This is a genomic window from Longimicrobium sp. (genome assembly GCF_048594345.1).
GTDB lineage: Bacteria > Gemmatimonadota > Gemmatimonadetes > Longimicrobiales > Longimicrobiaceae > Longimicrobium.
Window position 1 is genome coordinate 1 of sequence record NZ_JBMDXM010000214.1, and the last position, 25,092, is coordinate 25,092.

Consider the following 25,092-nt stretch of genomic DNA (forward strand, 5'->3'; position numbering starts at 1 on the left):
TGGCCGCCACGGCCCCTGGTGATACCCAACACGGGCATCGGCGACTGCCGGTGACTCCGGTTCCCGATCGAAGCGCCGGAGGCGCTCCAAATCGAGAACCGGAGTGTTGAAGGCATTTTTTAGCACCACGAAACGCGAGAATCTGCAGAATCTCGCGAAGGGCACGTTTGTCCAAGATCCTGCCTCTTGACGAGGAACGTTCTTATGGTGTTGACTCTGTTAACTCTGTGTGAGGCCATTCCTTTCAGGGACTCGGCACAGCGCAGCGGAAACGGCACGAGCAAACTCCGTTAACTCCGTTGACTCCGTGTGAGACCCCCTTCTTTCGCGAGGCCGGACGACGCAAAAAAGCAGCGGACGCGCGATGAAGATCATCGTGCGTCCGCTGTCGTCATCCAGACCTACGGAGAGTCGTCCGGCGGCGGGGGCGGCGGCTGCCCCGTGGGGGTGGAAAGCTCGCCCGGCTTCGGCTCGTCCGTCGTCGTGGGCAGGTCCGCCTCCAGCGGGTCCGGCTGCTCGGGCGGGCGGCCGTACTCCCACCGGCGGCGCCCCTCCAGCAGCATCTGGCGGCCGCGCCGGTCCAGGTTCAGCAGCAGCGGGTCGCGGCGCACCGGCTCCCACGCGCCGCGGAAGGTCCAGCTGCGCGTGGCCTGCCACTCGCCCGAGACGCCCACCTTGGGATTCGTCAGCAGGTCCACGATCTCAAGCACCGCGAACGCGTCCTCGAACACTTCTTTCCCCGCCTCCAGCGAGGCGTAGGCAAAGATGTCGGTGCCAAACTGCGGGATGCCGCCAAACCCGCTGCCCGTGGGCCGCGCCCGCAGACGGCAGTAGTCGAAGATGGCCAGCCCCGCGCAGATCTGCTCCAGCTCGTTCGTCAGCACGCCGCCCAGCAGCTGCTCCAGGATGATCCCCTGCGTGAACTCCGCCGGCAGGTTGGCCAGCTCGGCGCTGCGCCGGCCAAAGAGCAGCAGCGTGAGCAGCTCCGACTCCGGCAGCGGCGGGCGCGTCTCGCTGCTGAGCGTGAGCGTGGGCGCCTGCATGGTGCCGCCCAGGTTCACCAGCACCCCGATGTCGGGCGTGCCCGGCTCGCGGGTGCGCACCTCGTGGCGGGCCACGATGTCCAGCCGCGGGTTCAGCTCGGGCGTGCCGCTGAACTGCACCGTCCCGCGCACCACCTCGAACTCGCGCTCCACCGGCCCCACGCGCAGCGTGTAGGTGCCGCGCACCGTCTCCAGGTCGCCGTACACCCGCAGCGCGCCCGCCGCCTCGTACACGGTCAGCTCGCCCGCGATCTGGATGCGCGAATCCGCCGACTCCAGCCACACGCTCTCGCCGATGGCCACCACCAGGTCGCGGGGGATCAGCCCCGCCAGGCCCGCTGCCTTGACCACCCCCGCGGACACGGTGTCGGCGCCCAGCGCGCCCACGTCCACGTCCACGATGTCGGCCTCGGCCTGCTCGCCCAGCTCGGGGATGTGGATGGTGCCGTCCTCCAGCTGCACCCGTCCGCCGATCTCCGCGCCCGGAAACCGCCCGGTGATGGTCAGGTTTGCGTCGGCCTGCAGCGTGGCCACGTCTTCCCTGTCGATCGCCAGGAAGTCGGTGGTCACCAGCGCCAGCTGCAGGTCGGGCGCGTCCAGCTGGTCCAGCACCACGCGGCCCGTGATGGTGGCGACGCCGTTGGTCCCCGTCCGGGCCGTGGCGCGCTCCACCTGGATCGTCTGCCCCTCCAGCCGCAGCGCCGCGTCGATGGCCTCCCAGCGCACGCCCAGCGGCACCACCGTAAGCGCCCCGGCGATCCCCGCCGTCCCCGCCACCCGCGGGTTGTCCAGCGTGCCGCTGATGGCCACCTGCGCCACGGCGGCGCCCACGCCGTTCTCCAGCATCGTGGGCACGGCGGCGGTGATCAGCTGCAGGGGGAGCGAGTCCGCGCGCAGCGTGGCGGAAAGCGGGTCGCCGCGGCGCAGGGTGAAGCCGGGCACCAGCCCGCCCAGCGTAAGGTCCATGGGGATGGCGGCGTCCGCGTCCAGCACCGGGCGCCCCGCCATCAGCACGTCCGCCGTCAGCTGCATGGTCCCGGCGTCGTACCGCCCCTGCACCGCCAGCCGGTCCGTCGTCAATCCGCCGTACGCCAGGCGATCGACCGTGGCGTCCAGCACCAGCGAGGGCGACTCGATGGGGCCGGTGATGGACGCGTTCAGCGCCAGGGTGCCGCTCACGTCCGGCATGGTGGGCACCAGCTGGCGCAGCTCCGCCATCTCGATCCCGCCCATGTTGACGACCAGGTTGGCCGAGCCGCTGGTGGGGAGCACGCCGTTGGCCTCGATAAAGCCGGTGGACGCCGTCCCCGTGCGCTGCACCCGCAGGTTGTCGATCACGATCCCCGCATCCGTGCGCGCCAGCCGCGCCTGGGGCACGCCCAGCGTCCAGTGCGTGTCGCGCAGGCGCAGGTCCATGTCGCGCAGCAGCACGCCGCTCACCGCCAGCCCCTGCAGCTCCAGGATGCCGGAGGCGCGCAGGTCGGTGTTCTCGTCCTTGCGCAGGTCGATGCCGAACGAGGCCGCCTCAGGGGCCAGGTTGGCCTCCAGCGCCACCGAGCGGATGGTCTGGTTCCCCAGGGCCAGCCCCTCGCCGTTCACCCGCACGTTCCCCGTCCACACCGTGGCGCCCCGCGCCAGCCGCCCCTCCGCCGCCAGCTGGTTGGCCTGGTACGTCTGCCAGCGCAGCCCGCTGCCCCGCGCGTTGAAGGCCACCTCCGGGTAGCGCAGCGTCCCCGCCACCCAGCCGCTGGCCTGCAGCGAGCCCGCGATCTCCGGCTCAAAGGCGCCCGGCGGGGGGATGAGGGCCGCCAGCACGCCCAGGTTGGGCGCGTCGATCTCAAAGCGCAGCAGGTTGTCGGGCGATCCGGCCGCCAGCCCCAGCGTTCCTGACGCCTCCAGCCGCGCGCCGCGCACGGCCAGCAGCAGCCGCTGGATGTTCAGGATGCCGTCCGCCGCCGTCAGCCGCACCGTCCCCGTCTCGATCGCCACGCCGCCCACCGTGGAGCCCGGCGCCGCGTCGAACGCGACCCGCCCCGCGAAGGTCTCCGGCGTGGTCCCCCGCCCCTCCACGTCGATCGTCCCCGACAGCCGCGTGGCCGGCATGTTCGTCATCCCGGGAAGCGCGGACAGGTCCAGGTTCTGAACGCGTCCCGCCACCGTGTACGACGGCACCGTGCCGGGCAGGAAGGTGCCGCGCACGTCCACCAGCCCCTGCGGACCCGTGAGCGCCACGTCGAAGCGGTACGGCTGCCGCCCGCCGCCCGACACGGCGATGGGGCCGCTGACCGGGCCCGGGAGCAGCCCCGGCTTTCCGATCAGCGCGCCGATGCGGAAGTTGTCCACCCGCCCGGCCACGTCGAACTGATAGGGATCCGTCCCCTGCCTGCGCACGTCGCCGGCCAGGTTGAAGCTCCCTTGCCCCTGCGTCATGTCGACGGCGAAGCGAAAGTCGTTCGCCGCGCCGCGGGCGCTGAAGGTGCCGCTGAGCGGGCCGTCCAGCGGCACGTCGCCCGCCAGCACGCCCGAGGCACGGAACGCGTCCAGCCGGCCGCTGACGTCAAAGCGCAGCGGGTCGCCCAGCACCAGGCTTCCCCGCGCCTCGATGCCGCCCGACGCGCCGGTCAGGTCCACGTCGAAACGCACGTCGTCGCCCACGCCGCTGGCGCTGATGGGGCCGGCCAGAGTGGCCGTGCGGAAGGGGAGCGCGGGGAACAGCTCCGTCAGCGTGGCCAGCGCCAGCGGCTGGGCGCGCGCGCTGAACTCCCAGCGCGGCGTTTCGCCGTTCTGAAAGCGGCCGGCAAGCCCGCGCAGCACCGTCTCCGGTGCATTGCCCACGGCGTAGGCCAGGTCGCCGTCCAGAATGCGCACGTCCGCCGCGGAGCCGCTGACCGTGGCCGTGCCCGTCAGCACGCCGCGCAGCAGGGGGTTGGGCTGCTCCAGGAACCCGGCCAGGTGCTCCAGCCGCAGCGGTTTGGCCTCCACCCGCAGCGATTGGAAGCGCAGCGGGTCCTCGCCCGGCGCCCAGCGCACCAGCCCCGCGGCGGCCAGGACGGAGGGGGTTGCCCCCGGCGCATCGCGCGGGGTGAGCGCGGCGGACAGGTCGATGCGCAGCGGCCCGCCGTCGCCCGCGTTCAGCACATCCAGGCTGGCGATCTCGCCCGTGACCGTGCCCAGCAGCGGCAGGCGGTCGATGTAGCCCAGCGTCTCCAGGTCCGCGAGACGGAGCGGATCCAGCGAAAGGCGCGTGTCGGAGAAGGAAGGCTCCATCCCCGGCCCCGTCAGCACCGTCACCCGGCCGCTGGCGCGGGAGTCCAGGATGGCCACCCGCGCGTCCGTCACCCGCCACAGCGTCCGCCCCCCCGCCTGCGAGCGGGCGTTCAGGGCGAACGAGGCGGTGCCCGTCGCCGGGATCGGCAGTCCCATCCCGCCCAGGTCGGCAAAGGAGAGGGGATGTGCGCGGAGGTTCAGGTCGAAGACGGGGCCCGCGTCCGCGAAGCGCACCCGCCCCTCGCCGTCGAACTCGGAGCGCGGGGTGCGGAACTCGGCGATGTCGAAGCGCAGCGTCTGGTCCAGGTCCTGCTCGAACCAGCCGGCGAAGCGCTGGATGCGCGTGTCCGGGTTGCGGACGTTGGCCGTCAGGCTGCCCACTTCGACGCGCCATCCCCCGGCCCCGCCCACGCGGACGAGCGGGAGCATGGCCTGCACGTCGTTCAGCCAGCGGATGGTGTAAACGCCGCCCGCCGTGCGCACGCGCTCCGGCTGCTTGAGGCTGGCGAAGCGGGGATTGGGGTTCGCGGGCGCCGTGTACGGGGTGGCGATGCGCGCGCGGCCGTCCACGATCCGCATCCCCCGGATCGCGATCGGCCGCTTGACCTCGCCGTCCTCACCCGCCAGCTCCAGCGGCGCCCCGCCCGCCTCGGCCTTGAAGATGTCGACGTAGTTCCACTCGCCATCCGCGCGCTGCAGCAGCCGCAGGTAGGGCCGCTCCACCACCACCTGGTCCATGACGATGGGGCCGGTCTTTCCCGACAGCGTCCCCGCGTCCAGCCGCCCCCGCGCCGTGGGCGCGGAGACGATGGTGTCGCCGGCCTTGTCCAGCAGCACCACCTGGCGCAGCAGAATGCGCAGCGAGCCGTCCTCCTCCACCTCCTCCAGCTCGAACGCCTCTTCCGGCAGCCCCAGCGCCACCTGCACACGCTCCTCCACCACGCGCGTGCGGGAGCGGTCCACGTACCAGAACACGATCAGCGCCGACACGCCAAAGCCCAGGAGCAGCCCCAGCAGGAGCACCCCTACGCGGTCGAGCCGGCGGCGGCGCTTGCTCACAACGCGTTCCCCAGCGACACCTGCACCACCAGGCGGCGGATGAAGCTGCGCCCTTCCGTGGGCCGGTAGCTGCGCAGCACCGGCGCCGGCACCAGCTCGCCGCGGTCGGTGATGCCGTACAGCGGCCCCGGCACCGCGCCGTACGGGTTGTACGCCACGTCCAGCCGGAACGGCCCCACCGGCGAGGCGAAGCGCATCCCCAGCCCCGGCGTAACGCGCAACGGCGCGCGCGCCGCCAGCGAATCGCGCGACTCCCACACCTGCCCCGCGTCCAGGAACGCCGCGTAGCGTGCGTTGCGCAGGAACTGCGGCCCCGCGCCCAGCGGGAACGTCACCTCGGCGGAAAGCAGGAGCGCCCGGGTGCCGCCGGTGGAGGAGCGGATGGTATCGACCGTAAAGCCGCCGTCCGTCCTGCGCTGCGGGCGGGCGATGTAGACGGTGGGCCCCAGCTCGTTGAAGCGGAAGCCGCGCACCCCCGTGGGCCCGCCGCCGTAGAAGCGGCGCTCGGGGGGAATGTAGCCGCGGTCGCTGGTCAGCAGCCCGGTCAGAAAGGTGCCGCCGGCCGCGCGCAGGGAAAGGACCACGTCGTCGCGCAGCTCGCGGTGCACGATGCCGTCGGCCGACAGGCGCAGGTACTCGTCATCCGACCCCAGCAGCGCCGAGGCGTAGTCCACCCCCGCGCGGAACGAGTGCCCGCCGCTGGGGAACGGGTCCAGCCGCACCCGGCTCTGCGTAAGCCCCAGCGTGGCGCTGTTGGACCATCGCGACTCTTCCAGCAGCGCGATGTCTTCCTGCGAACAGACTTCGAAGGCGATGCAGAAAAAGTAGTCGCTGGCCCGCGTACGCCCGCGCTGCGCCTCAAAGCTCAGCGAGGCCAGTGTCTGCGGCAGGATCTGGCGAACGATGCCGATCTCCGCGCCGCTGGCGTCGCGCACGTACAGATCCAGCTCGCTGATGCGCTCGGTGAACGCGCCCAGCACCACGCTGGTCTGCGTGCCGAACAGCCGCGGCTGGACGAAGTTGGCGGCCAGCCGCCAGTTCATCTGGTTCGCGATCAGCGAGTCTTCGGGCGTAAAGCGGCTCTCCGGATCGAACGCGGGGCAGAGGGACTGCTCCAGCCCGCCCGTCGGTTCGCCCACGCCCACCTTGGCAACCAGCCCGGTCAGCTCCAGCCGCCGCGCGCCACCCAGAAAGTTGCGGTCCAGGTGGGTGGCCTCGGCCCGCAGGCAGTCGCGGCTGCCGTACCCCAGCGCGATCTCGGCCGCGTAGCGCGGCGCCTCGACGATGCGCACCAGGATGGTGGAGCCGATGCTGTCCTGGTCCAGCTGCGCGCTGTCGGGCGTCACCTGCAGCCGCTCCGGCGCCACCTCTACCGCGGCGAACCGCACCAGTTCCAGCTCGAACAGGTTGCGCTGGCTGCGCACCAGGTCGGTGCCGCGCAGCCGGTCGCCCGTCTGTACCGCCATCTGCCGCCGCAGCGTCTCGGCGTCAAGCCGGTAGTTGCCGCTGAAGATGATGGAATCCACCGTCACCAGCGGTCCCGGCGCCGCCTCCAGCCGCACCCGCGCCACGTCGGCGATGGTGTCGATCTCGTAGTTGCGCAGCACCTGCGCGTACGCGTGCCCCTCGTTGAGCAGCGTGTTGCGGACGGTGTCGACGGAGGCCAGGAAGTCGATGCGGCGAAACGGCTCGCCCACCTTAAGCGGCAGGCGGCGCATCAGGGGCGCGGTGTCCACCACCGCGTCCGCCCCCGCCAGCTCCAGCGCGACGAGGGAAGTCAGGTCGCCCGGCTCCACGCGGAAGGTGACGTCCACCCCCTCCTTGCCCACGGCGGGATCGACCAGCGGAAGCACGCGGGTGCCGTAGTAGCCGGCGTCACGATGGGCCAGCTGGATGCGGGCCACGTCGCGGGACAGCACGCCCAGGTCCAGCGCGTACGGGTCGTCGCCAAAGTTGCCGATGCAGAAGGGGAGCAGCCCGGCGATGCGGCACTTGGACGGCCGCGTGGAGACCACGCTGCGCAGCGAGTCTACGGGGACCACCAGCTCGCCCTCGAAGCCCACGGAGCGCACCTCCTGGCCCTCGAACTCGGCGAACTGCGGCAGCGGACCCGTCGCCACGCCGCCCGCGTTCCCCGCGCACGCGGCAAGCACGGCCAGCGCGCCCGCCGCCAGGGCGGAGCGCGTGGGAAGGCGGCGGAGCAGGCGGCGCACCGCGAAACGAAAGGTCTGGGGCATCAAGAACGGTGGATGGGCCGTGCGCACGCGCGGGCGTGCCGTGCTCCCAGGGGGAAAGGCACGGCGCTCCGCGGCTCGGTTCTACCTGCTTTTCACGCCCGCGGCGAGCCGCAATCTACACGGACTGGCCGCACGGGCAACGCGCCGGTCGCGGCCGGACGGGCCGCGGTCCGGACGCCGCGCCGCGCGGGGTGCGCTCCGCCGCGGCGAAAACCATCGTTATGGGAGCATCCGGCGTGCCACTCACCCCGGCGGCGGCTCCACGGGCACGGGAAGCGGCTGCGTGGGCGGCGGCGGGGACGCGGGCTCCACCTGCACCGGGTCGTCGTCCCGCGCGGGAATCACCAGGGTGTCCCTGGGCGCGGACGGCCGCGGGGCGCCAATGCGCAGCGTGTCGCGCGGCGCGTCCGGCGGTGTCTCCACCGGCTCCGTTTCCACCACCTCCGTCTCCACGGCCACCGTGTCGGTGCGCACCTCCGTCACCGGCTCCGCCCGATCCGCCGCCTCCTCCTCGCGCTCCTCCCGGGCCGGGCGCGTCCCCTGGTCCGCATCCACCCGGTCTTCCCTGCCCACGGCCTTCCGCGCCCGGCCGCGCAGGTCGTCCCAAGCCTCCCGCGCCCACTCGCCGGCGCGGGTGCCCAGGTCGTCGCGGGTGCGCTCCCACCACCCGCGGTCGTCGCGGCGCGTGCCGCGCGGGCAGACGGTGGCGGGGACGTGGCGGCGGAGAAAGTACTCGGTGTAGGTGTCGCCGCGCGCACGGCAGCCGGGTGCCACCACGCGGTCGTCGCTCGCCCGCACCTGCCGCGTCACCACGCCGCCGGGCGCCTTCCACGCCTCCGCCTCCTGCCCGCGCATGGCCACGCGCATGATGCGCCCCCACACCGGCGCCGCCACGCGCCCGCCGGATCCCTCGTCCGTGATGGTCCGCGGCCGGTCGAAGCCGATCCACACCGCGCCCAGCCGCTGCGGGGTGTAGCCCACGAACCACGCGTCCGTGGCGCCGTTGGTCGTCCCCGTCTTTCCCGCCGCGGGGATGCCGCTGCCCAGCGCGGCGCGGGCGGCGCTGCCGGTGCCGCGGTCCATCACCCCCCGCATCATGTTGGTGATCAGAAAGGCCACGCCGCGGTCCATCACCCGGCGGCGGCGGACGCGCGCGCGCCACACCACGTTGCCGTCCCGGTCTTCCACCCGCGTCACGAAGCGCGGCTCCACCCGGTAGCCCAGCGTGGCGAACGGCGTGTACGCGGTCACCAGCTCCATCGGCCGCACCGCCGTGGCGCCGATGGCCACGGAGGGCAGCGCGGGGATGTCGGCGCGGATGCCGGCGCGGTGGGCCACGTCCTCCACCTCGCCCAGCCCCGCCTGCTCCGCCAGCTTTACGGCGATGGTGTTGATGGATTGACGCAGCGAGTAGCGCACCGTCACCCGCCCCCGGTAGCGCCCGTCGAAGTTGCGCGGCACCCACACCTCGCCGCCGGGAAGCACGCGCTTCACCGTGTCGTCGCGCACGGTGTCCACGGGCGACACGCCCTGCGCCACGGCCGCCGCGTAGACGAACGGCTTGAACGCGGACCCCGGCTGCCGCAGCCCCTGGGTGATGCGGTCGAAGCGCGAATCGTCCCACGAGCGCCCGCCCACCAGCGCGATCACGTCCCCCGTCTGCGCGTCCATGAACACGGCGCCGCCCTGCAGGTACGGCGTCTCGGTGGAATCACGGTACTGCGCGCGCTTCGGTCCGCGGAAGGCGCCGAACACCCCGTTCTCCACCGCCCGGATCTGCGCCTCCAGCTGCTGCTCCGCGGCCGCCTGCACGCGCGGATCCAGCGTGGTGTGGATCCGCATCCCGCCCTGGTACAGCGCGTCGCCCAGCTGCGCCTCCAGCTGGCGGCGCACGGCCTCGGTAAAGTACGGCGCGCGGCTGCGGCGCCGCTCTTCCGGCCGCCAGCGGGCCAGGCGGACCGGCGCGTCCCTGGATTCCGCCGCGTCTTCGGCGGTGATGCGCCCCTGCGCCGCCATCAGCGAAAGCACCAGGTTACGCCGCCGCACGGAGCGCTGCATGTTCCGCCGCGGATTGTAGTTCGTCGGCGCCTTGGGGAGGCCCGCGAGGAGCGCGGCTTCGCTCAGCCGCAGGTCCGCCGCGTTCTTCCCGAAGTAGACGCGCGCGGCGGACTGGATGCCGTACACGCCCTCGCCAAAGTAGATGTTGTTCAGGTACAGCTGCAGGATGTCCTTCTTCCCGTAGTGGCGCTCGATCTCCTGCGCCACGCGGATCTCCAGCAGCTTGCGCGTGACGGTGCGCTCGCTGGCCGGCAGCCGGTCGGGAAAGACGTTGCGCGCGGCCTGCATGGTGATCGTGCTGGCGCCCGCGCCGCGCTGCCCGGGGATCAGGTTGCGCCCCGTCTGCGCGATGAAGCGCGGCCAGTGCACGCCGTTGTGCTTGTAGAAGTTCTGGTCCTCCACCGCCACGAACGCCTCTCCCACGTAGTCAGGCAGCCGGTCGAGGTCCACCACCTGCCAGCGCGTGGGCGAAAGGTCCGCGATCACGGCGCCGCGCGCGTCGTAGACCAGCGCGTTTCCGCCCGGCTGCAGCGTCGCCAGCCGGCCCACGTCCGGGCAGCCGCGGATGCCGCACCGCTGCCACGACATCGTCACCGCGAAGCCGGCGAGGGCGAACAGGGGGATGATCCAGCGGCGGTGCCTGGGGTTGCGGACGCCGTTCGCGATGCCGCGCGTAAAGAAGCGGATGATGCCGCCAAAGAACGCCGCGTCGCGCCCCAGCTGGGCGCGCAGCGACTTGCCGGCTTTGGGGATGGCGACGCCGGGGTCCAGCACCAGCTGGCGCACGTAGCGGCCCACCTCGCGCAGCCGCTCGCGCAGCGCGGGAAAGTAGCCGCCTCGGTAGATGTTCTCGGGCTCGTGCGGGCTTGGGTCGGACATGCGGACTGTGTGGATGAACGGACGGCGCCTGCGATGGTGGATGCAATCGAAGCGCCGGAGGGGTCGGCGGGCAAGGTTGAAGGTGGATCGGCCAGCATCGGAATGCTTCCGCCGGGGTGCCCCTCCCCCGGCCCCTCCCCGTTCGTTCCTCACGGAGAGGGGAGAACTTCAACACGCCACGACAGGATCGAACTGGCGTCGGCGGGGCCTCCTCCGGACCGTAAATCCGCCCACCCCCCTTTGCGAGCTACGCCTGCCGGAGCTACCAGACGGTTGAAAGATGTAATTTGACGAGCAGGAGAAGTGTGCCTACAGTGACGACCGTTTCGCGCATTCACATTCCGACTGGAACTCAGGCCGGGAAACAACGAATACCGCACGCCTACCTGAACAGCATCAACTGGCAGGCACGCTGGATGAGCAGGAGGATAGGGTTCCGCGATCCGGGAAAACAACATTGGAAGGTACAGAGGGATCGAGAACAGCCAGAGGAACAGACGTGATCCGCATTTCGTCCTCTGTTCCTCCGGCCCTTGTCTGTTCCTCTGTATCCTGACCTCTGTTTGCCGTAGTCTGAGTTGAGGTAAGTGTTTTCCCGGATCTGATATTGGCGCCCGAGAGATCGAGTGTGCGGGCTGGTGCTGAGGTGCTCGATCTTTCTGGAGGAGGAGAAGCTGATGTTTGCGAACATTGGGCGAAGCGTGAGACTCCTGGTGTTGGGATGTGGCGTGGCGTGCGTTCCTCCGGTGTCGGCGTTCACGCAGGCCTCTACCGCTCAAACACCTGCTGGAACGTACCAGGTCTCCATCTGCAAGAGCGTCTGCGTTGCGGATGGGTCCAATCTTCAGGTAACGGGATTCATGGTGCTCGAACCCCGGACGTTCACACTCGCCGAGCGGCTGTCGGAAGCCGGGCAGCGTCACCTCCGGCAAAGCAACCCGTGGATGCTTGTCGCGCTCAGTGAAACAGATAGCGAGCCCAACGCCTGTTTTGCCCCGGACAACCGCCCGAATGCGTCGGGCATCGCCCGCGCCATGGAGGCGGGCATAACCGGTTGGCACAGCAGCGAGCACGGGGTCGAGGTGCTGCTGTGGGTATCTCCAGACGCGGGATACAATGTCGTGCTTCGCCCTGATGGCCCCGACCTGAAGGGAAGCGTGTTCGTCTGGGGAATGGGCGGCGGGTATCGGGAGATCGACGAAGTGGTGACCGCCACCTACGTGGGACCGCCGGACCTTGAACCCTGCCTTCGCGTGATCGAGGACGAGGCCACGCTCGGCGTCACGCGGAACTAAGCGGTGCTCACTGCGCGCTCAACCGCAGGGACGGATTCCGATTCCTCGCTTCGACTGGAGCTTTCCGTCAGGTGGTGACAATCGGGGCGGAAGTGGGCGAAAATCCGGAGCGCACGAAAAAGGGCGGTCCCGCACGGGAACCGCCCTTCTCTCGCCGCCGATCTAACGGAAGCGCGCCGGCCGCGGCACGCGCCGCGGATTACGCCGCGGTAACGACGCCCAGCAGCTTCTGCAGTTCCTCGGGCGACAGCTCCTTGGAGGCGTGCTTGCCCATACGGCGGCCGCGCGTGGCGCGCTCTTCCTTCTTCTTGTTCACCGGCATGGTGACCGTGGTCACCTGCGGCTCGCCGCTGGTGCTCTCGTCGGCGAACACGCTGTAGCCGGGGACGTTCACCCGCGCGATGCGGTAGCCCAGCAGGTGCTCCACCGCCGCCACGTCGCCGATCTCGCCGCCGGACATGAAGGTGATGGCCACACCCTTTTCGCCCGCGCGCGCCGTGCGGCCCACCCGGTGCACGTAGCCCTCGGGGTCCTTGGGCGCATCGTAGTTGATCACGTGGCTGATGCCCTCGACGTCGATGCCGCGCTGCGCCACGTCTGTCGCCACCAGCACCTGCACCTCGCCCGCGCGGAACGCCTCGAGCGCGCGCACCCGCTGCGTCATGTTGCGGTCGCTGTGCATCACCTCGACCTTGAGCCCCGCGCGCGTCAGCGAGCCCGCGATGCGGTCCGCGCCAAACTTGGTGCGCGAGAACACCAGCGCGCTGCTGAAGGTTTCCTTGTCCGTGCCCTTGAGCAGGTGCAGCAGCAGGTCCGTCTTCTTGTTGACCTCGACCGGGTAGACGAACTGCTCCACCCCCTCGGCGGTGGTCACCTTGGGCGCCGCCTCGACGGTGACGGGGTCCTTCAGCATCTCGTACGCGAGCGACTTGACCGAGTTGGGCATGGTGGCGCTGAAGAACAGCGTCTGCCGCCCGGTGCGCTTGCAGCGGCGCAGGATCTGGTCGATCTGCGGCTTGAAGCCCATGTCGAGCATGCGGTCGGCCTCATCCAGGATGAGGATTTCCACGTTCGACAGGTCGATGTTGTTGCGCTCCAGGTGGTCGTTCACGCGCCCGGGCGTGCCCACCAGCACCTCCACCCCCGCGCGCAGGTCGCGCAGGTCCGCGTCCACGCGGGTTCCGCCGTACACCAGGCCCACGAACAGCTCGCTGTTGCGGGCGTAGCCGCGGGCGTTGTCGGCCACCTGGATGGCCAGCTCGCGGGTGGGGCACAGCACCAGACAGCGAAGCCCTTCCTTGCCGCGCAGGCGGTGCAGCGTGGGCAGCATGAACGCCGCCGTCTTTCCGGTCCCCGTGGGCGCGCGGCCCAGTACGTCCCTGCCCTGCAGCGCGGCGGGGATGGCCTGCTGCTGAATGGGAGTGGGAATCTCGTATCCCAGCTCCGTTACGTTTCGCACCAGCTCCGGTGCGAGGTCAAGCTCGGTGAATCGCATTCGTTTCCTTGAGAGTGTCTGCAGCGGCCCGGGCTCTTCACTTCCGGGTCCCTTTGCATTCGCGTGGCCTTCTTCGTTTTCGCGCTTTTTCACGTAAACCCCGTAATTTAACAGGATCTATCGTTTTACGCCATGTGCGACCGGCGCAGCGGGTGGAAAGGGTCGTGGCGGGTTGACGAGGGGGATCGTTCCTCGCGGAGAGGGACGTGTAGCCGATGGTGCGGAGGCTCGTCGGCCCGCATCGAACTGGCGTCCGCCGGGGTGCCCCTCCCCCGGCCCCTCCCCGTTCGTTCCTCACGGAGAGGGGAGAACTTCAGGACGCTTCGAAACGCATCGAACTGCGTCCGCCAGCGCCCCCTCCGGGCTCGTAAACCTCGCCCACCTCCCCCAAAAACCCCTGGGGGAGGTTGAACTTCGATCCCGCTCAGGAAGGTGCGTCGCACCTCCCTCCCCCGCGCAGTTTGCGGGGGAGGGCCGGGGAGGGGGGCGGCTCACCATCTCGCCCCCAATTCTCCGAAGCGCACCTATCCAGCCCCACACCCAACCTCCCCCGGCAGTTCGGGGGAGGTGGGCCCGTGGTGCCGGCCCGGAGGGGGCCTGCCCCGGAGCCCGCACGACGCACCGCATCATCCCCGACGCGGATCCACATCTCCCCGCCCCATCCACCGCTCCGAATCCGCCGCTCTTGCTAAAAATCCCGCATGCGTCGCAAACTGACGTATCCCCGACCCGCCGCGGGCGTCAGCTTCCATCCAGGGGCGCGCGCGGACGGATCCCACCGCCACGGCGCAACCGCATCCGCACCGCCGTGGCCCATGCGATGGAGGCTGCATGATCCCGTCCCCCGTCCGAGGGCTGGCGGCCGCGCTGGCGCTGCTGGCCGCTGTGCCCGCGGCCGCGCAGAGCGCTTCGCCGGTCAACATCCCCTTCGACACGTACCGCCTGGAAAACGGGCTGCGCGTCATCCTGGTCCCCGACCCGGCCACGCCCGTGGTCGCCGTGAACCTGTGGTACGACGTCGGCAGCCGGAACGAGCGCGCCGGCCGCACCGGCTTTGCCCACCTGTTCGAGCACATGATGTTCGAGGGGAGCGAGAACGCGCCCAAGGGCGAGCACAGCCGGCTGCTGCGCGCGGCCGGGGCGGCCGGCCTGAACGCGTCCACCAACGAGGATCGCACGAACTACTACCAGGCCGTGCCGCCCAGCCGGCTTAACCTGGCGCTGTGGCTGGAGAGCGACCGCATGCGCGCGCTGAACGTGACGGCGGAGCAGCTGGCGAACCAGCAGGAGATCGTCAAGGAAGAGCGCCGGCTGCGCGTGGACAATTCGCCGTACGGCCTGTCGCTGCTGCGCTCGCGCACCGCGCCGTACAGCGCGGAAGGATGCTACGCCTACTCGCACGACGTGATCGGGTCCATGGACGACCTGAACGCCGCGCGCATCGAGGACGTGCAGCAGTTCTTCCGCACCTAATACGCGCCCAACAACGCCACGCTCACCCTGGTGGGCGACTTTGATCCCGCGGTGGCGCGGCGGCTGGTGGAGCAGTACTTCGCCCCCATCCCCAGCGGACCGGCGCCGCCACCGGTGGAGTGCAACGAGCCGTTCCGCGGGCTGCCCCGCCGCGACACCATCCGCGACGCCAACGCCCCCCTTCCGGCGTTCATGGCCAGCTACGGCGCCGTGCCGCTGGGCCACGCCGACAGCTATCCGCTGGAACTGCTGGCCAGCATCCTGGGCAACGGCGCCAGCTCGCGCTTCAACCAGCGGCTGGTAAAGCAGGAGCGCGCAGCCAGCGCCGCGGTGGTCTTCGACGACCTGCGGCGCGGGGCGGGGGTGGTGCTCCTCATCGCGCGCGCCAACCAGGGCGTGGACGCGGGGCGAATGGAGGCGCTGGTGGACGAGGAGATCGCCCGCGTGGTCGCCGAGGGGATTACCGACGCGGAGCTGCAGCGCGCCAAGAACCAGACGCGCGCCGGCTTCATCCGCTCGCTGCAGACGGCCATGGGCAAGGCCGAGGCGCTGCAGCAGGTCACCCTGTACTACGGCGACCCCGGCCGCATCCGCACCGCGATGGACCCGTACATGGCGGTGACCGCCGCCGACGTGCAGCGCGTGGCAAGGCAGTACCTGCGCCCCGAGAACCGCGCCGTCGTCATCACCCTTCCCGGCCGCGCCCAGTGAGGAACCCCGCGATGAAGCAGATCATCATCCGCCTGGCCGCGCCCGCCCTGCTGGCCGGGCTGCCGGCCGCCGCCGCGGCGCAGGCCACGCCGCCCGCGCCACTGGAGCAGCGGCCCATCCGCTTTCCCCAGTTCGCCGAATCGCAGCTGCCCAACGGGCTGCGCCTGCTGGTGGTTGAGAACCACGCGCTCCCCATCGCCAACCTGAACCTGTACGTGCGCTCCGGCTCATCGGCTGACCCGGCGGACAAGCTGGGGCTGGCGCAGATGACGGCGGCGGTGCTGGACAAGGGCACCGCCACCCGCACGGCGGTGCAGATCTCCGAGACGGTGGAAGGCGTGGGCGGCACCATGGGCGCCGGCGTCGACCAGGACAACATCACCGTCAGCGTGGGCGTGCTGAGCGACCAGCTGCCGCTCGCCTTCGAGCTGCTGAGCGACGTCGTCCTGCACCCCACTTTTCCGCAGCAGGAGATGGAGACGTCGCGCGCGCAGCAGCTGGCCGCCTTGCGCGCGGCGCTGGGCGCCCCCGCCACGCTGGCGTTGCGCATGTTCGACCAGCAGGTGTACGGCGACGCGCATCCGTACGGCCGGCGCTCCACGCCGCAGTCGGTGGGTGCGCTCACCCGCGAAGACCTGGTGGCGTTCCACCGCGCGCACTTCGTCCCCGGCAACGCGCTGCTGGTGGTGAGCGGCGACGTGACGCCCGCGCAGGCGCAGGAGATGGCGCGCCGCTGGCTGGGCGGGTGGTCCGGCGCCGCCTCGTCGCGGACGGCCCTTCCCACGCCGCCGGCGCGCGAGCGGGCGGAGATCTACTTCGTCCACCGGCCCAACAGCGTGCAGTCGTCGCTGTACGTGGGGCACATGGGGATTCAGCCGGACGATCCCGACTACTACGCGGTGCAGGTGCTGAACATGGTGCTGGGGCTTAGCGGCGACTCGCGGCTGGAAGAAGTGCTGCGCGCGGCGCACGGCTGGACGTACAGTGCCCGCTCGCGTTTTACCCGGCTGGTGGGCGGCGGCACCTTCTCCGCCAGCAGCGACGTGCGAAGCGCCGTCACGGACAGCGCGCTGGCCGAGCTGATGGTGCAGCTGCGCCGCATCCGCGACGAGCCGGTGCCGCAGGCGGAGCTGGAGCGCGCCAAGAACTTCCTGGTGGCGTCGTTCCCGGCCTCGGTGGAAACGCCGGCGCAGGCGGCCGGGCTGCTGGCCACCACGCGCCTGCTGGGCCTGCCCGCGGAGCACCTTACGCAGTACGCGCAGCGCGTGGGCGCCGTGACCGCCGCCGACGTGCAGCGCGTGGCGCGCGAGTACCTGCAGCCCGAGCGCGCCGTGCTCGTGGTGGTGGGCGACGGCACGCAGGTGCTGGAGAAGATCCGCCCCATCGCCCCCGTCCGCGTGTTCGACGTCGAGGGCCGGCCGCTGGACCCCGCGACGCTGCAGCCCGCGGGCGGGTGATACGGGGCCTCAACGGATCCGGTGCACTTCGATGATTTCCTTGAGGGAGGCGCCACGCCAAGTCCAGCCGGACCGCTGAAGCCGGGGCGCCGACCGACGGATCTCGCCGGCACAACCTGGAGGCTGGCCTTCACGCCTGGATCTCAGCCTTGCGTGGGGCAGACGAGGTCCTTCGGTCGCGCACAAGCGGTTGTGGGGGTTCACATTTCGCGTGGCGCTCCCTCAGGAAATCAACGGTTTGGCGAGGTTTGCAGCAACTTCCCAGGATGTCGGTGATTCCTGCCCCGGTCCGGATGATCAAGACGAAGCCCTTCCCCGGCGAACCGGGGGAGGGCTTGTTCGTTCACGCTTCGGAGCGGCGACCGGTCAGCGGTGCGCGATGCCCCAGCGGCGGTGGAAGTCTTCGTGGACCCGGGCGCACTCCCCCCGCACCTGCAGCTGCCAGCGCGGGTCCAGCGGCCGCTGCGACGCGCGCTCGCGGCACTGGCGGTCGTGCGAGTAGTGAAAGTCGCGGTGCGCCGCGTCGTACGAGCCGCTGTTGCGCGTGCTGCTGTTGCGGGTGCCGCGTTCGTACGTGGTGCGCGATTCCCAGCGGCGGTCGCGGTCGTCGTAGCGCTCCCACTGGCTGCGGCTGCGGTTGTAGCGGCAGTTGGCGGCGGTGTTGTGCGGGTTGCCCTGGCCGCGGCACCACCCCGGCGGCACCCGGCGCTGTGTGCTGCTGGTGCGGCGCTCGAAGCGCGGCTCGTCGCGGCGGTCGTCGTCGCGGTCCCAGCGGCGATCGTCATCATGATCGCGGTCGCGATGCTCCTCACGGTCGCGATGCTCCACGCGGTCGCGATTGCCGTGGTTGCCGTTGCCTTTTCCGTTGCCCTGCGCCAGCGCCGGCGACGCGGAAAGCGCCGCGCAAAGCGCGATGGCCAGCGGAAGGTTGAAGCGGGTGGTGCTCATCTTGGTTGGCTCCGTGTTCGGTAAATGCTCCGAATCTCGGGCCACAGGACGAGCAACAGCGGTGCCAAGTCACACGATACCAACTATCTAGCAGCCACACGGCGTTTTTCCGTTGCTGCTACCGTGTCACGCGCGGATACGTCCTCGGATGGGGACGGGCCCATTCCCGCAGGCGGGACAGCGGGAAATGGATGAGGAGGGGGCAGTCACGCGGGAGGAAGCGGGCTACGGCTGGCCCGGCGTGCGTCCCTGCGCGGAAGGTCGGATGCGCCGCGTGGGGATGAACCACAGCAGCGCGCAGAGGGCATACACCTCGCGCGCCACGCCCGCGAACGGCGGGATGATGATCAGCAGCAGGCACCCGACGACGGCCAGCAGGGTGAGACGGCGATTGCGGCGGAGGGTCTGCGCGGTGTTGCGCGTCTCCATCATTCCCGTGATGTCGCCCCGGCGCTCGCTGATTTCCGCCAGGCCGCTGGCGGCGGTGGATTCGGCGGCGTTCAGCGCCAGGCGCAGCACCGAGCGGCCCAGGCGCCCGGCGAGCGCCACAAAGCCGAACACGGCCAGCACCAGAAGACAGAGGGAGAGAAGTTCGCTGCTCACGGCTTCAAGTTTGGGAGATTCAGGGCGCCCACCGCAAGCGGTGGCCGCGGATACGGACCTTCAGCGACGTGGCCCTCACGCGTGAGAATCGGCCTACGGATAGGCGCCGCGGTGGTTTCGTTGAGGGCCGTGCTCAGGGCGATACCCTGCGCAAGAGAGGGGATATCTACCGCAGGACGGTCGGATATCCCGGTTGCGGACGCGCAGGTGCGTGGGATACCGCACACGGTCGGGCCGCCGAGTCCACGAAGGTGGCACGAAGGTGGACTCTGTGCAGTTGTAGCGGCGAATTGATTCGCTCCCGCAGGCGGACGGCACGGTACGCGTTCGGACTCTGGATGGTGTCTTCGCTCCTGCAGGCGGACGGCAGAGTCCCAGACCACACACGACAACGACCTGATCGCCATTCGAAACGCGGAAGCCCCGCAGACTCTGCAGGGCTTTCGGCGCGGCGGTCCCTCGAAATACAGGCGTTGGCGCGAGGGGCTTTCTCGCGCACCGGCTCCATCCGCACGTGCGTGTCGAAGCGGGATCGAGTTCTCCGCGTCTCCAACGCAGTCCGTGGGAGAGGGGGCCGGGGGTGAAGTCCCTACGCCAGCCCCATCCGCCGCTTCATCTCCGCCAGGCGCGCATCCACTTCCGCGTCACGATCCGGCGGCGGAGGCGGCGGAGGGCTGGCGAGGTCGTCGAGCTCGTCCAGCGCCTCCTGGTAGCCGATCTCCGTCTCGATCTTGTCGGCGGCGCGGCCAAAGTCGTCAAACGCCTTTGCCTCGCCCGTGTCGTCCAGGCGCGACTGGCTTTGCGCGCGGCGGATGTCGTTCAGCAGGACGAAGCGGTTGGCGTCGGCCTCCTTGTAGCGCCGCGTCATGTCCTGCACCTCCCGCGCGCGCATCTCCTGCTCGGCGCGGGCCGCGCGCGCCTTGTCCTCCAGCACGGCCACGCGCGTGCGGTGCCGCTCGGCGAACTCGGCCGCCACGCGCACCGTCTCGGCGTCGCCAATGCGCTCGGCCAGGCCGCCGCGGCGCACGGCGTCTTCCAGCGCCTTGCGCTCGCGGACCAGCTCGGCGTCGGCGGCGCGGACGGCGTCGTCGTACAGGGGAAGGGCGGCGCGCGCCTGCACCATCTCGCGGCGCATGCCGCTCAGCAGCTCCGCCACGTGGTCGGCCGGGTCGCGGCGGCCCAGCTCGGCCAGAAAGGCGTCCCAGGCGGTGGAAAACAGGTTCTTCAGGTCGTTGATCATCCCCCAAAGGTAGGCACGGCCCCGCCCGCGGGTCAACGCGCACGCACGCCGGGTCCGATTGTTGCTTTTGCCCGGCCCAACGATTCAGCCACGGAACGGGCACGCATGTCCAACACAGAGCCGGCGGTCTTTACCTTCCCCACGATGCGGAACCTCTCCAAGGAGGAGCGGAAGTCCGTAACGCACAGTGAGTTCTGGATCCCGGAGGCGGAACGGGAGCTGTACAAGCGCGCGCTTCAGGCGCTGAACGCCGCGGGGGTGCCCTACGTGGTGGCCGGGGCGTACGCCATCTATGAGCACACCGGGATCATCCGCCAGACCAAGGACCTGGACCTGTTCTTTACCCCCGAGGCCGTGCTGCAGGCCATGGCGGTGCTCAAGAACGAGGGGATGATCACGCGCCTGGAGCAGCCGCACTGGATCGGCAAGGCCATCAGCCCGGACAACCGCGACCACTTCATCGACGTCATCTACGGGATGGGCAACGGCCTGGCCCTGATCGACGACGACTGGTTCCGGCACAGCAGCCCCGCCATCCTGGCGGCCACGCAGGTGCGGGTGGCGCCGCCGGAGGAGCTGATCTGGCACCGGCTGTTCATCCACGAGCGCCACCGCCACGACATGGCCGACGTGGCGCACCTGATCCTGTGCAAGGGACACCTGATGGACTGGCCGCGCCTGCTCGCCAAGGTGGGCGAGAACTGGCCGCTGCTGCTGTCGCAGGTGATGATGTTCCGCTACGTGTATCCCGGCTACCGCGACCAGGTGCCGCAGGCGGTGATCCGCGAGCTGCTGGATCGGGCGGAGCAGGCCGGCGAGCAGGGCGCGGCGGGCGGCGACGAGCACGACCTTACGCGCGGCACCATGATCTCGCGCTTTTCGTTCGCCATCGACGTGAACGAGTGGGGCTTCCACGACCTGCGGTCCGAAAAGATCGCGCAGATGCAGCGCCATCCCGAGATCGTAAAGCTGGAGGCGAGCGACGTGTGGGAGGAGCGCGCTGACTTCAACAACCCGGCCGCGGGCCCAGAGACGGCGGATATCGAGGAATGACGGACGCACGCAGCGACAAGGGCCGCGCCAGCGAGCCGGTGGCGTTCGGGCGGCGCAGGGAGGACCGGCAGGGGCGCTCGGTGCGCATTGCCGCGGTGGGCGACTTTCATTGCGGCGAAAACGACGGCGGCATGTACCGCGAGGCCTTTGCGCGCGCCAACGACGAGGCCGACATCCTGCTGCTGGCGGGCGACCTTACCCGCCGCGGCACGCCCGCCGAGATCGCGGTGGTGTGCGGGGAGCTGATGGACGTGCGCATCCCCATCCTGGCGGTGCTGGGGAACCACGACCACGAGAGCGGCCAGCCGGAAAAGGTGAACGATGCCCTGCGCGCCCGCGGCGTGCACCTGCTCGACGAGGCACCGTTCGAGCTGAACGAGCACGTGGGCTTCGCGGGGGTCAAGGGCTTCATGGGCGGCTTTGGCCGCTACACGCTCACGGCGTTTGGCGAGGGCGAAACCAAGGCGTTCGTGAACACCACGCTGGACGAGGTGCAGAAGCTGGAGTACTCGCTGCGGCGGCTGTCCACGCCCACCCGCGTGGTGCTGCTGCACTACGCGCCCATCATGGACACGGTGATGGGCGAGCCGGAACAGATCTTTCCCTTTCTGGGCAACGACCGCCTGCTGGAGCCCATCGACCGCTTTGGCGCCGCGGTGGTGTTTCACGGACACGCGCACCACGGCACCTTTTCGGGCAAGACGCCCGCCGGTGTGCCCGTGTTCAACGTGTCGATGGTGCGCGTGCGCGAAGACACCGGCGCGGAGCTGTACTACGTGCACGAGATCGAGATCCCCGAGAATTCCGGGCGTGCCGAGCAGGAGCCGGAGCCCGGCGTGGAGACGCCGACGGCGGCGGAGCGGGCGGGCGCGGGGAGTGCGTGAAAGAAGTACGAGAGTACGAGAGTACGAAAGTACGGGGCGGCCTCTGTGAAGGGGCCGCCTCGTTTTTCGTCACGCGGGCTCCGTCCCGGGCGTGGTTCGATGAGGTGGGGTGCTCCCCCGCGCCGGGATGCCGGCGAGGACCATCGTCGTTGAGGTCTTGGGGGGGGAGGCGATCCTCCTTGGGGCCGCCACGCGCGCCCGGATTTTTCGCCCGGGATGACCAGACGTCGTGGCGGCCGTTCTCCCCCGCGCGTCAGCCCGCGTCGGCTTTGGGCGGCTCGGACTTGGGCTGCAGGCGCCGGTCGTCGGGGATCAGACTTTTGTGGATGCCGACGGCGGCGCGCACGCCCTCCGCCGCCGCGCGGATGGCCAGGCGCGAGCCGGGGACGATGTCGCCCGCGGCGTATACGCCGGGGACGGTGGTCTGGTAGTCCTTGTCGATCTCCAGGATGCCGTCCTCATCCGCCTCGCAGCCCAGCTCGGCGGCAAAGCTGCTGCCCGGGCCGCTGGCGATGTGAAAGAACATCGCGTCAAAATCCTCCGTGGCGCCGCCGTGAAAGACGATGCGCTGCAGCTGGCCGCCCTCGCCCTCCAGCCGCTCGATCACGTCCTCGCGCACCGGGATGTTCCACCGCGCCAGGGCGTCGCTCGCTTCGGGCGTCAGGTCCGGCGGATGGCCGTGGGTGAGGACGGTAAGGTTCTGGGTGAAGGTGAGCATGTACATGCAGTAGGCGGCGATGGACCGGCCCCATCCGATCACCCCCACCTTGCAGTCGATGATCGACGGTCCGTCGCAGTCCGGGCAGTGCCAGATGCTGGTGCCGTAGAAGTCATCAAAGCCGGGGATCTCGGGGACGATGTCCCGGAGGCCGGTGGCGATCAGGATGCGGCGCGCGCCAAAGACGCGGCCGTCCTCCATCATCACCTTGAAGTCGTCCTGCCCGCCCTCGATGGAAAGCACGACGCCGGGCTCGTACTCGGCGCCGGCGTCCACGGCCTGCTGCTTGAGCCGCTTGCGCAGGTCCTGGGGCGAGATGTCGTCCAGGCCGGGGTAGCCGTGCACGGCCCAGGTCACGGCGTTGCGCGGATCTTCCGCGTCGAACACCCGCACCTTGCGGCGGTACCGCCCCAGCCACATGGCGCCGGACAGCCCCGCCGGCCCCCCGCCGATCACGATCACGTCGTACATGCCGCCGTACGTCATCCATCCTCCCGTTGCGCAAACGCTGGATCACCCGCGGGCGCCCATCGCAAGCGGCGCGCCCTGCGGCCAACGATTTGCCACGGACGCGCATCCTCGTATTCTGTATTCCATCCAGGCGCATCCACTCCCCTCGGAGGCCGTACCCGTGGTCCCACGACTGTCGACGCTGCTTTCCCCCGCCCTGCTGTTCGCGGCGGCATCGCTCCAGGCCCAGGCCCCCGCGGCCGGCGCGGGACCGGGCGGCGAGAACCCGCGCATCCACGAGATCGTACGCGCGGTGGACCCCGCCCGCATCGAAAGCGACGTGCGGCGGCTGGCGGGCTTCGGCACGCGCCACACGCTCAGCGACACGGTGTCGCCCACGCGGGGCATCGGCGCGGCGCGGCGATGGATCTTCAGCGAGTTCGAGCGCATCTCCCGCGAGTGCGGCGGGTGCCTGGAGGTGATGTACGTGGGCGAGATCGTGCCCGGCAGCCCGCAGGGACGCATCCCGGTCGACACGCGGGTGGTGAACGTGGTGGCGGTCCAGCGCGGGCAGACGGACCCGGGGCGCTACGTGCTGATCCAGGGCCACTACGACTCGCGGGTAACCGGCGCCAACGACGCCACCAGCGACGCGCCGGGCGCCAACGACGACGCGTCGGGCACGTCGGCGGCCATCGAGGCGGCGCGGGTGCTGTCGAAGCACCGGTTCGACGGGACGATCGTCTACGCGGCGCTGGCGGGCGAGGAGCAGGGGCTGAACGGGGGGCAGATCCTGGCGCGCCACGCGCAGCAGAACGGCTGGCGCATCACGGGCGTGCTGAACAACGACATCATCGGCAACAGCCGGGGGATCGGCGGGCAGGTGGGGAACACCACGATGCGCATCTTCGCGCCGGGGATTCCGCCCGAGGCGCCGGCGGCGGATCTGCGCCGCTACCTGTACAGCGGCGGCGAGCTGGACGTCCCCAGCCGCCAGCTGGCGCGCTACGTGGACCGCACGGCCGACCGCTACGTGCCGGACCTGGACGCGCAGATCATCTACCGACTGGACCGCTTTGGCCGCGGCGGCGACCACACGCCGTTCTTTCTGGCCGGCTACCCGGCGATCCGGCTGACGGAGATGTACGAGGACTACACGCGCCAGCACCAGGACCTGCGCGTGGAGAACGGCATTCGCTACGGCGATGTGCCCGACGCGGTGGACTACCGCTACACGGGCCGCATCACGGCGCTGAACGCGGCGGCGCTGGCGGCGCTGGCCTGGGCCCCCGCGGCGCCGGACTCGGTGACCATCCGCGGCGGTGGATCCGCCAACACCACGCTGCGCTGGCAGGCGGTGAACGCACCGGACCTGGCGGGATACCGCATCTACTGGCGCGACGCTACCTCGGCCACGTGGGATCATTCGCGCTGGGTGGGGAACGTAACGGAAGCCACGCTGGAAGGCGTGATCATCGACAACTACTTCTTTGGCGTGGCCGCGGTAGATCGGGACGGCAACGAGAGCCTGGTCGTCTTTCCGGCGCCAGGGCGGTAGGCGGACACCGGATCGGGACGATGAACTGAGGAGGGGGTACAGAGGAGCAGAGAAAGGCCAGAGATGCAGAGGACACCGATGTTCCTCTGCAACTCTGGCTTTTCTCTGTCCCCGCTGTACCCGCAGTTGCAGGAGCAAGACTACAACAGTGATTTCGCAGATCCGGGATCAGGCTAGGTCGGGTGCGGTTCCGGGATCACCCCCGCGGTGGTTGACCGGATGGGAACCGCTCCAACGCACCACGGCACTGTCCGAGGTCAATTGCGATTCTGCAACTGTTAAGAACCGGTGGAACAGAATGCGTTTGAGCCTCCCATCATTACGCGATCAAATAGGAAGTTCGCCCATACGACCCGGGTCCTGCGGCTATGATCGGCTGCAGCGCCGAATTGCTCTTGCAGCTCGAAATAGTCTTCGGAACCTCCACGCGCATGTACGTTGTCACTGCTATCCACGCAGCCTTCATTGTCCCACTCATATCACTCTGCGGCGACTGACGACGCCGCCGGGGCGACACCCCGGATGGGATCGTGGAATTGCCCCGATTGCAAGGACACCGGGTTAGTGGGGATCAAGCGGCTTTGGGAAGCGACGCGCGCGGCGCTTACCAAACCCGCATGTCGAACACCGCCGGGGGTATGTACCCCCCGCTGGAGTGCCACCG

The 25,092-nt window shown here is 70.2% G+C and carries 14 protein-coding genes and 1 pseudogene; 7 read left to right on the forward strand and 8 right to left on the reverse strand.

Annotated elements, in window-relative coordinates; translation table 11 throughout:
• Positions 1-401 precede the first annotated feature (401 nt).
• The 3 genes from ACOJUJ_RS22890 to ACOJUJ_RS22900 form a co-directional block, all read right to left on the reverse strand.
• Positions 402-5,369, reverse strand: a complete 4,968-nt coding sequence (locus ACOJUJ_RS22890) for a translocation/assembly module TamB domain-containing protein (RefSeq protein WP_420129238.1) — start codon at positions 5,367-5,369, stop codon at positions 402-404.
• Complete coding sequence (locus ACOJUJ_RS22895; protein WP_420129239.1) at positions 5,366-7,606, reverse strand: BamA/OMP85 family outer membrane protein; 2,241 nt, start codon at positions 7,604-7,606, stop codon at positions 5,366-5,368. The genes ACOJUJ_RS22890 and ACOJUJ_RS22895 overlap by 4 nt, the downstream gene beginning before the upstream one ends.
• Before the next feature lie 243 nt (positions 7,607-7,849).
• Complete coding sequence (locus tag ACOJUJ_RS22900) at positions 7,850-10,543, reverse strand: transglycosylase domain-containing protein (RefSeq protein ID WP_420129240.1); 2,694 nt, start codon at positions 10,541-10,543, stop codon at positions 7,850-7,852.
• Positions 10,544-11,403: 860 nt separating this feature from the next.
• Between ACOJUJ_RS22900 and ACOJUJ_RS22905 the strand changes: the two genes are divergently transcribed.
• The gene (locus ACOJUJ_RS22905) at positions 11,404-11,838 is read left to right on the forward strand and encodes a hypothetical protein (protein ID WP_420129241.1); all 435 of its coding nucleotides are present in this window, start codon (positions 11,404-11,406) and stop codon (positions 11,836-11,838) included.
• A gap of 199 nt (positions 11,839-12,037) precedes the next feature.
• On the opposite strand, the gene ACOJUJ_RS22910 is transcribed toward ACOJUJ_RS22905, so the two are convergent.
• Entirely contained in the window at positions 12,038-13,333 is a 1,296-nt protein-coding gene (locus ACOJUJ_RS22910) for a DEAD/DEAH box helicase (RefSeq protein WP_420129242.1), read from the reverse strand.
• Between the two features lie 831 nt (positions 13,334-14,164).
• Here ACOJUJ_RS22910 and ACOJUJ_RS22915 point away from each other — a divergent pair.
• The 3 genes and pseudogenes from ACOJUJ_RS22915 (at position 14,165) to ACOJUJ_RS22925 (ending at position 16,974) form a co-directional block, all read left to right on the forward strand.
• The gene (locus ACOJUJ_RS22915; protein WP_420129243.1) at positions 14,165-14,806 is read left to right on the forward strand and encodes a M16 family metallopeptidase; all 642 of its coding nucleotides are present in this window, start codon (positions 14,165-14,167) and stop codon (positions 14,804-14,806) included.
• Between the two features lie 12 nt (positions 14,807-14,818).
• Positions 14,819-15,517, forward strand: a pseudogene (locus ACOJUJ_RS22920) (M16 family metallopeptidase); the annotation flags it as partial.
• 11 nt (positions 15,518-15,528) lie between these two features.
• Positions 15,529-16,974, forward strand: coding sequence for a M16 family metallopeptidase (locus ACOJUJ_RS22925; RefSeq protein WP_420129244.1), 1,446 nt, complete (start codon positions 15,529-15,531; stop codon positions 16,972-16,974).
• A gap of 366 nt (positions 16,975-17,340) precedes the next feature.
• Here ACOJUJ_RS22925 and ACOJUJ_RS22930 read toward each other — a convergent pair whose 3' ends face one another.
• From ACOJUJ_RS22930 to ACOJUJ_RS22940, 3 genes are all read right to left on the reverse strand, one after another.
• Positions 17,341-17,922 carry a hypothetical protein gene (locus ACOJUJ_RS22930; protein WP_420129245.1) on the reverse strand — a complete coding sequence of 194 codons (582 nt, stop codon included), beginning with the start codon at positions 17,920-17,922 and terminating at the stop codon, positions 17,341-17,343.
• Positions 17,923-18,147: 225 nt separating this feature from the next.
• Positions 18,148-18,525: a hypothetical protein gene (locus ACOJUJ_RS22935; RefSeq protein ID WP_420129246.1), complete on the reverse strand. Its 378-nt coding sequence runs from the start codon at positions 18,523-18,525 to the stop codon at positions 18,148-18,150.
• A 589-nt stretch (positions 18,526-19,114) separates the two neighbouring features.
• Complete coding sequence (locus ACOJUJ_RS22940; RefSeq protein WP_420129247.1) at positions 19,115-19,765, reverse strand: PspA/IM30 family protein; 651 nt, start codon at positions 19,763-19,765, stop codon at positions 19,115-19,117.
• Between the two features lie 105 nt (positions 19,766-19,870).
• On the opposite strand from ACOJUJ_RS22940, the gene ACOJUJ_RS22945 reads away from it, so the two are divergent.
• A complete protein-coding gene (locus ACOJUJ_RS22945) occupies positions 19,871-20,818 on the forward strand; it encodes a nucleotidyltransferase family protein (RefSeq protein ID WP_420129248.1) in 948 nt (315 codons plus the stop codon).
• A complete protein-coding gene (locus ACOJUJ_RS22950) occupies positions 20,815-21,702 on the forward strand; it encodes a metallophosphoesterase family protein (protein ID WP_420129249.1) in 888 nt (295 codons plus the stop codon). Before ACOJUJ_RS22945 ends, ACOJUJ_RS22950 begins: the two co-directional genes overlap by 4 nt.
• Before the next feature lie 253 nt (positions 21,703-21,955).
• Here ACOJUJ_RS22950 and ACOJUJ_RS22955 read toward each other — a convergent pair whose 3' ends face one another.
• Complete coding sequence (locus tag ACOJUJ_RS22955; protein WP_420129250.1) at positions 21,956-22,906, reverse strand: NAD(P)/FAD-dependent oxidoreductase; 951 nt, start codon at positions 22,904-22,906, stop codon at positions 21,956-21,958.
• A gap of 145 nt (positions 22,907-23,051) precedes the next feature.
• Between ACOJUJ_RS22955 and ACOJUJ_RS22960 the strand changes: the two genes are divergently transcribed.
• Positions 23,052-24,428 carry a M28 family peptidase gene (locus tag ACOJUJ_RS22960; protein ID WP_420129251.1) on the forward strand — a complete coding sequence of 459 codons (1,377 nt, stop codon included), beginning with the start codon at positions 23,052-23,054 and terminating at the stop codon, positions 24,426-24,428.
• The last annotated feature ends 664 nt before the right edge of the window (positions 24,429-25,092 follow it).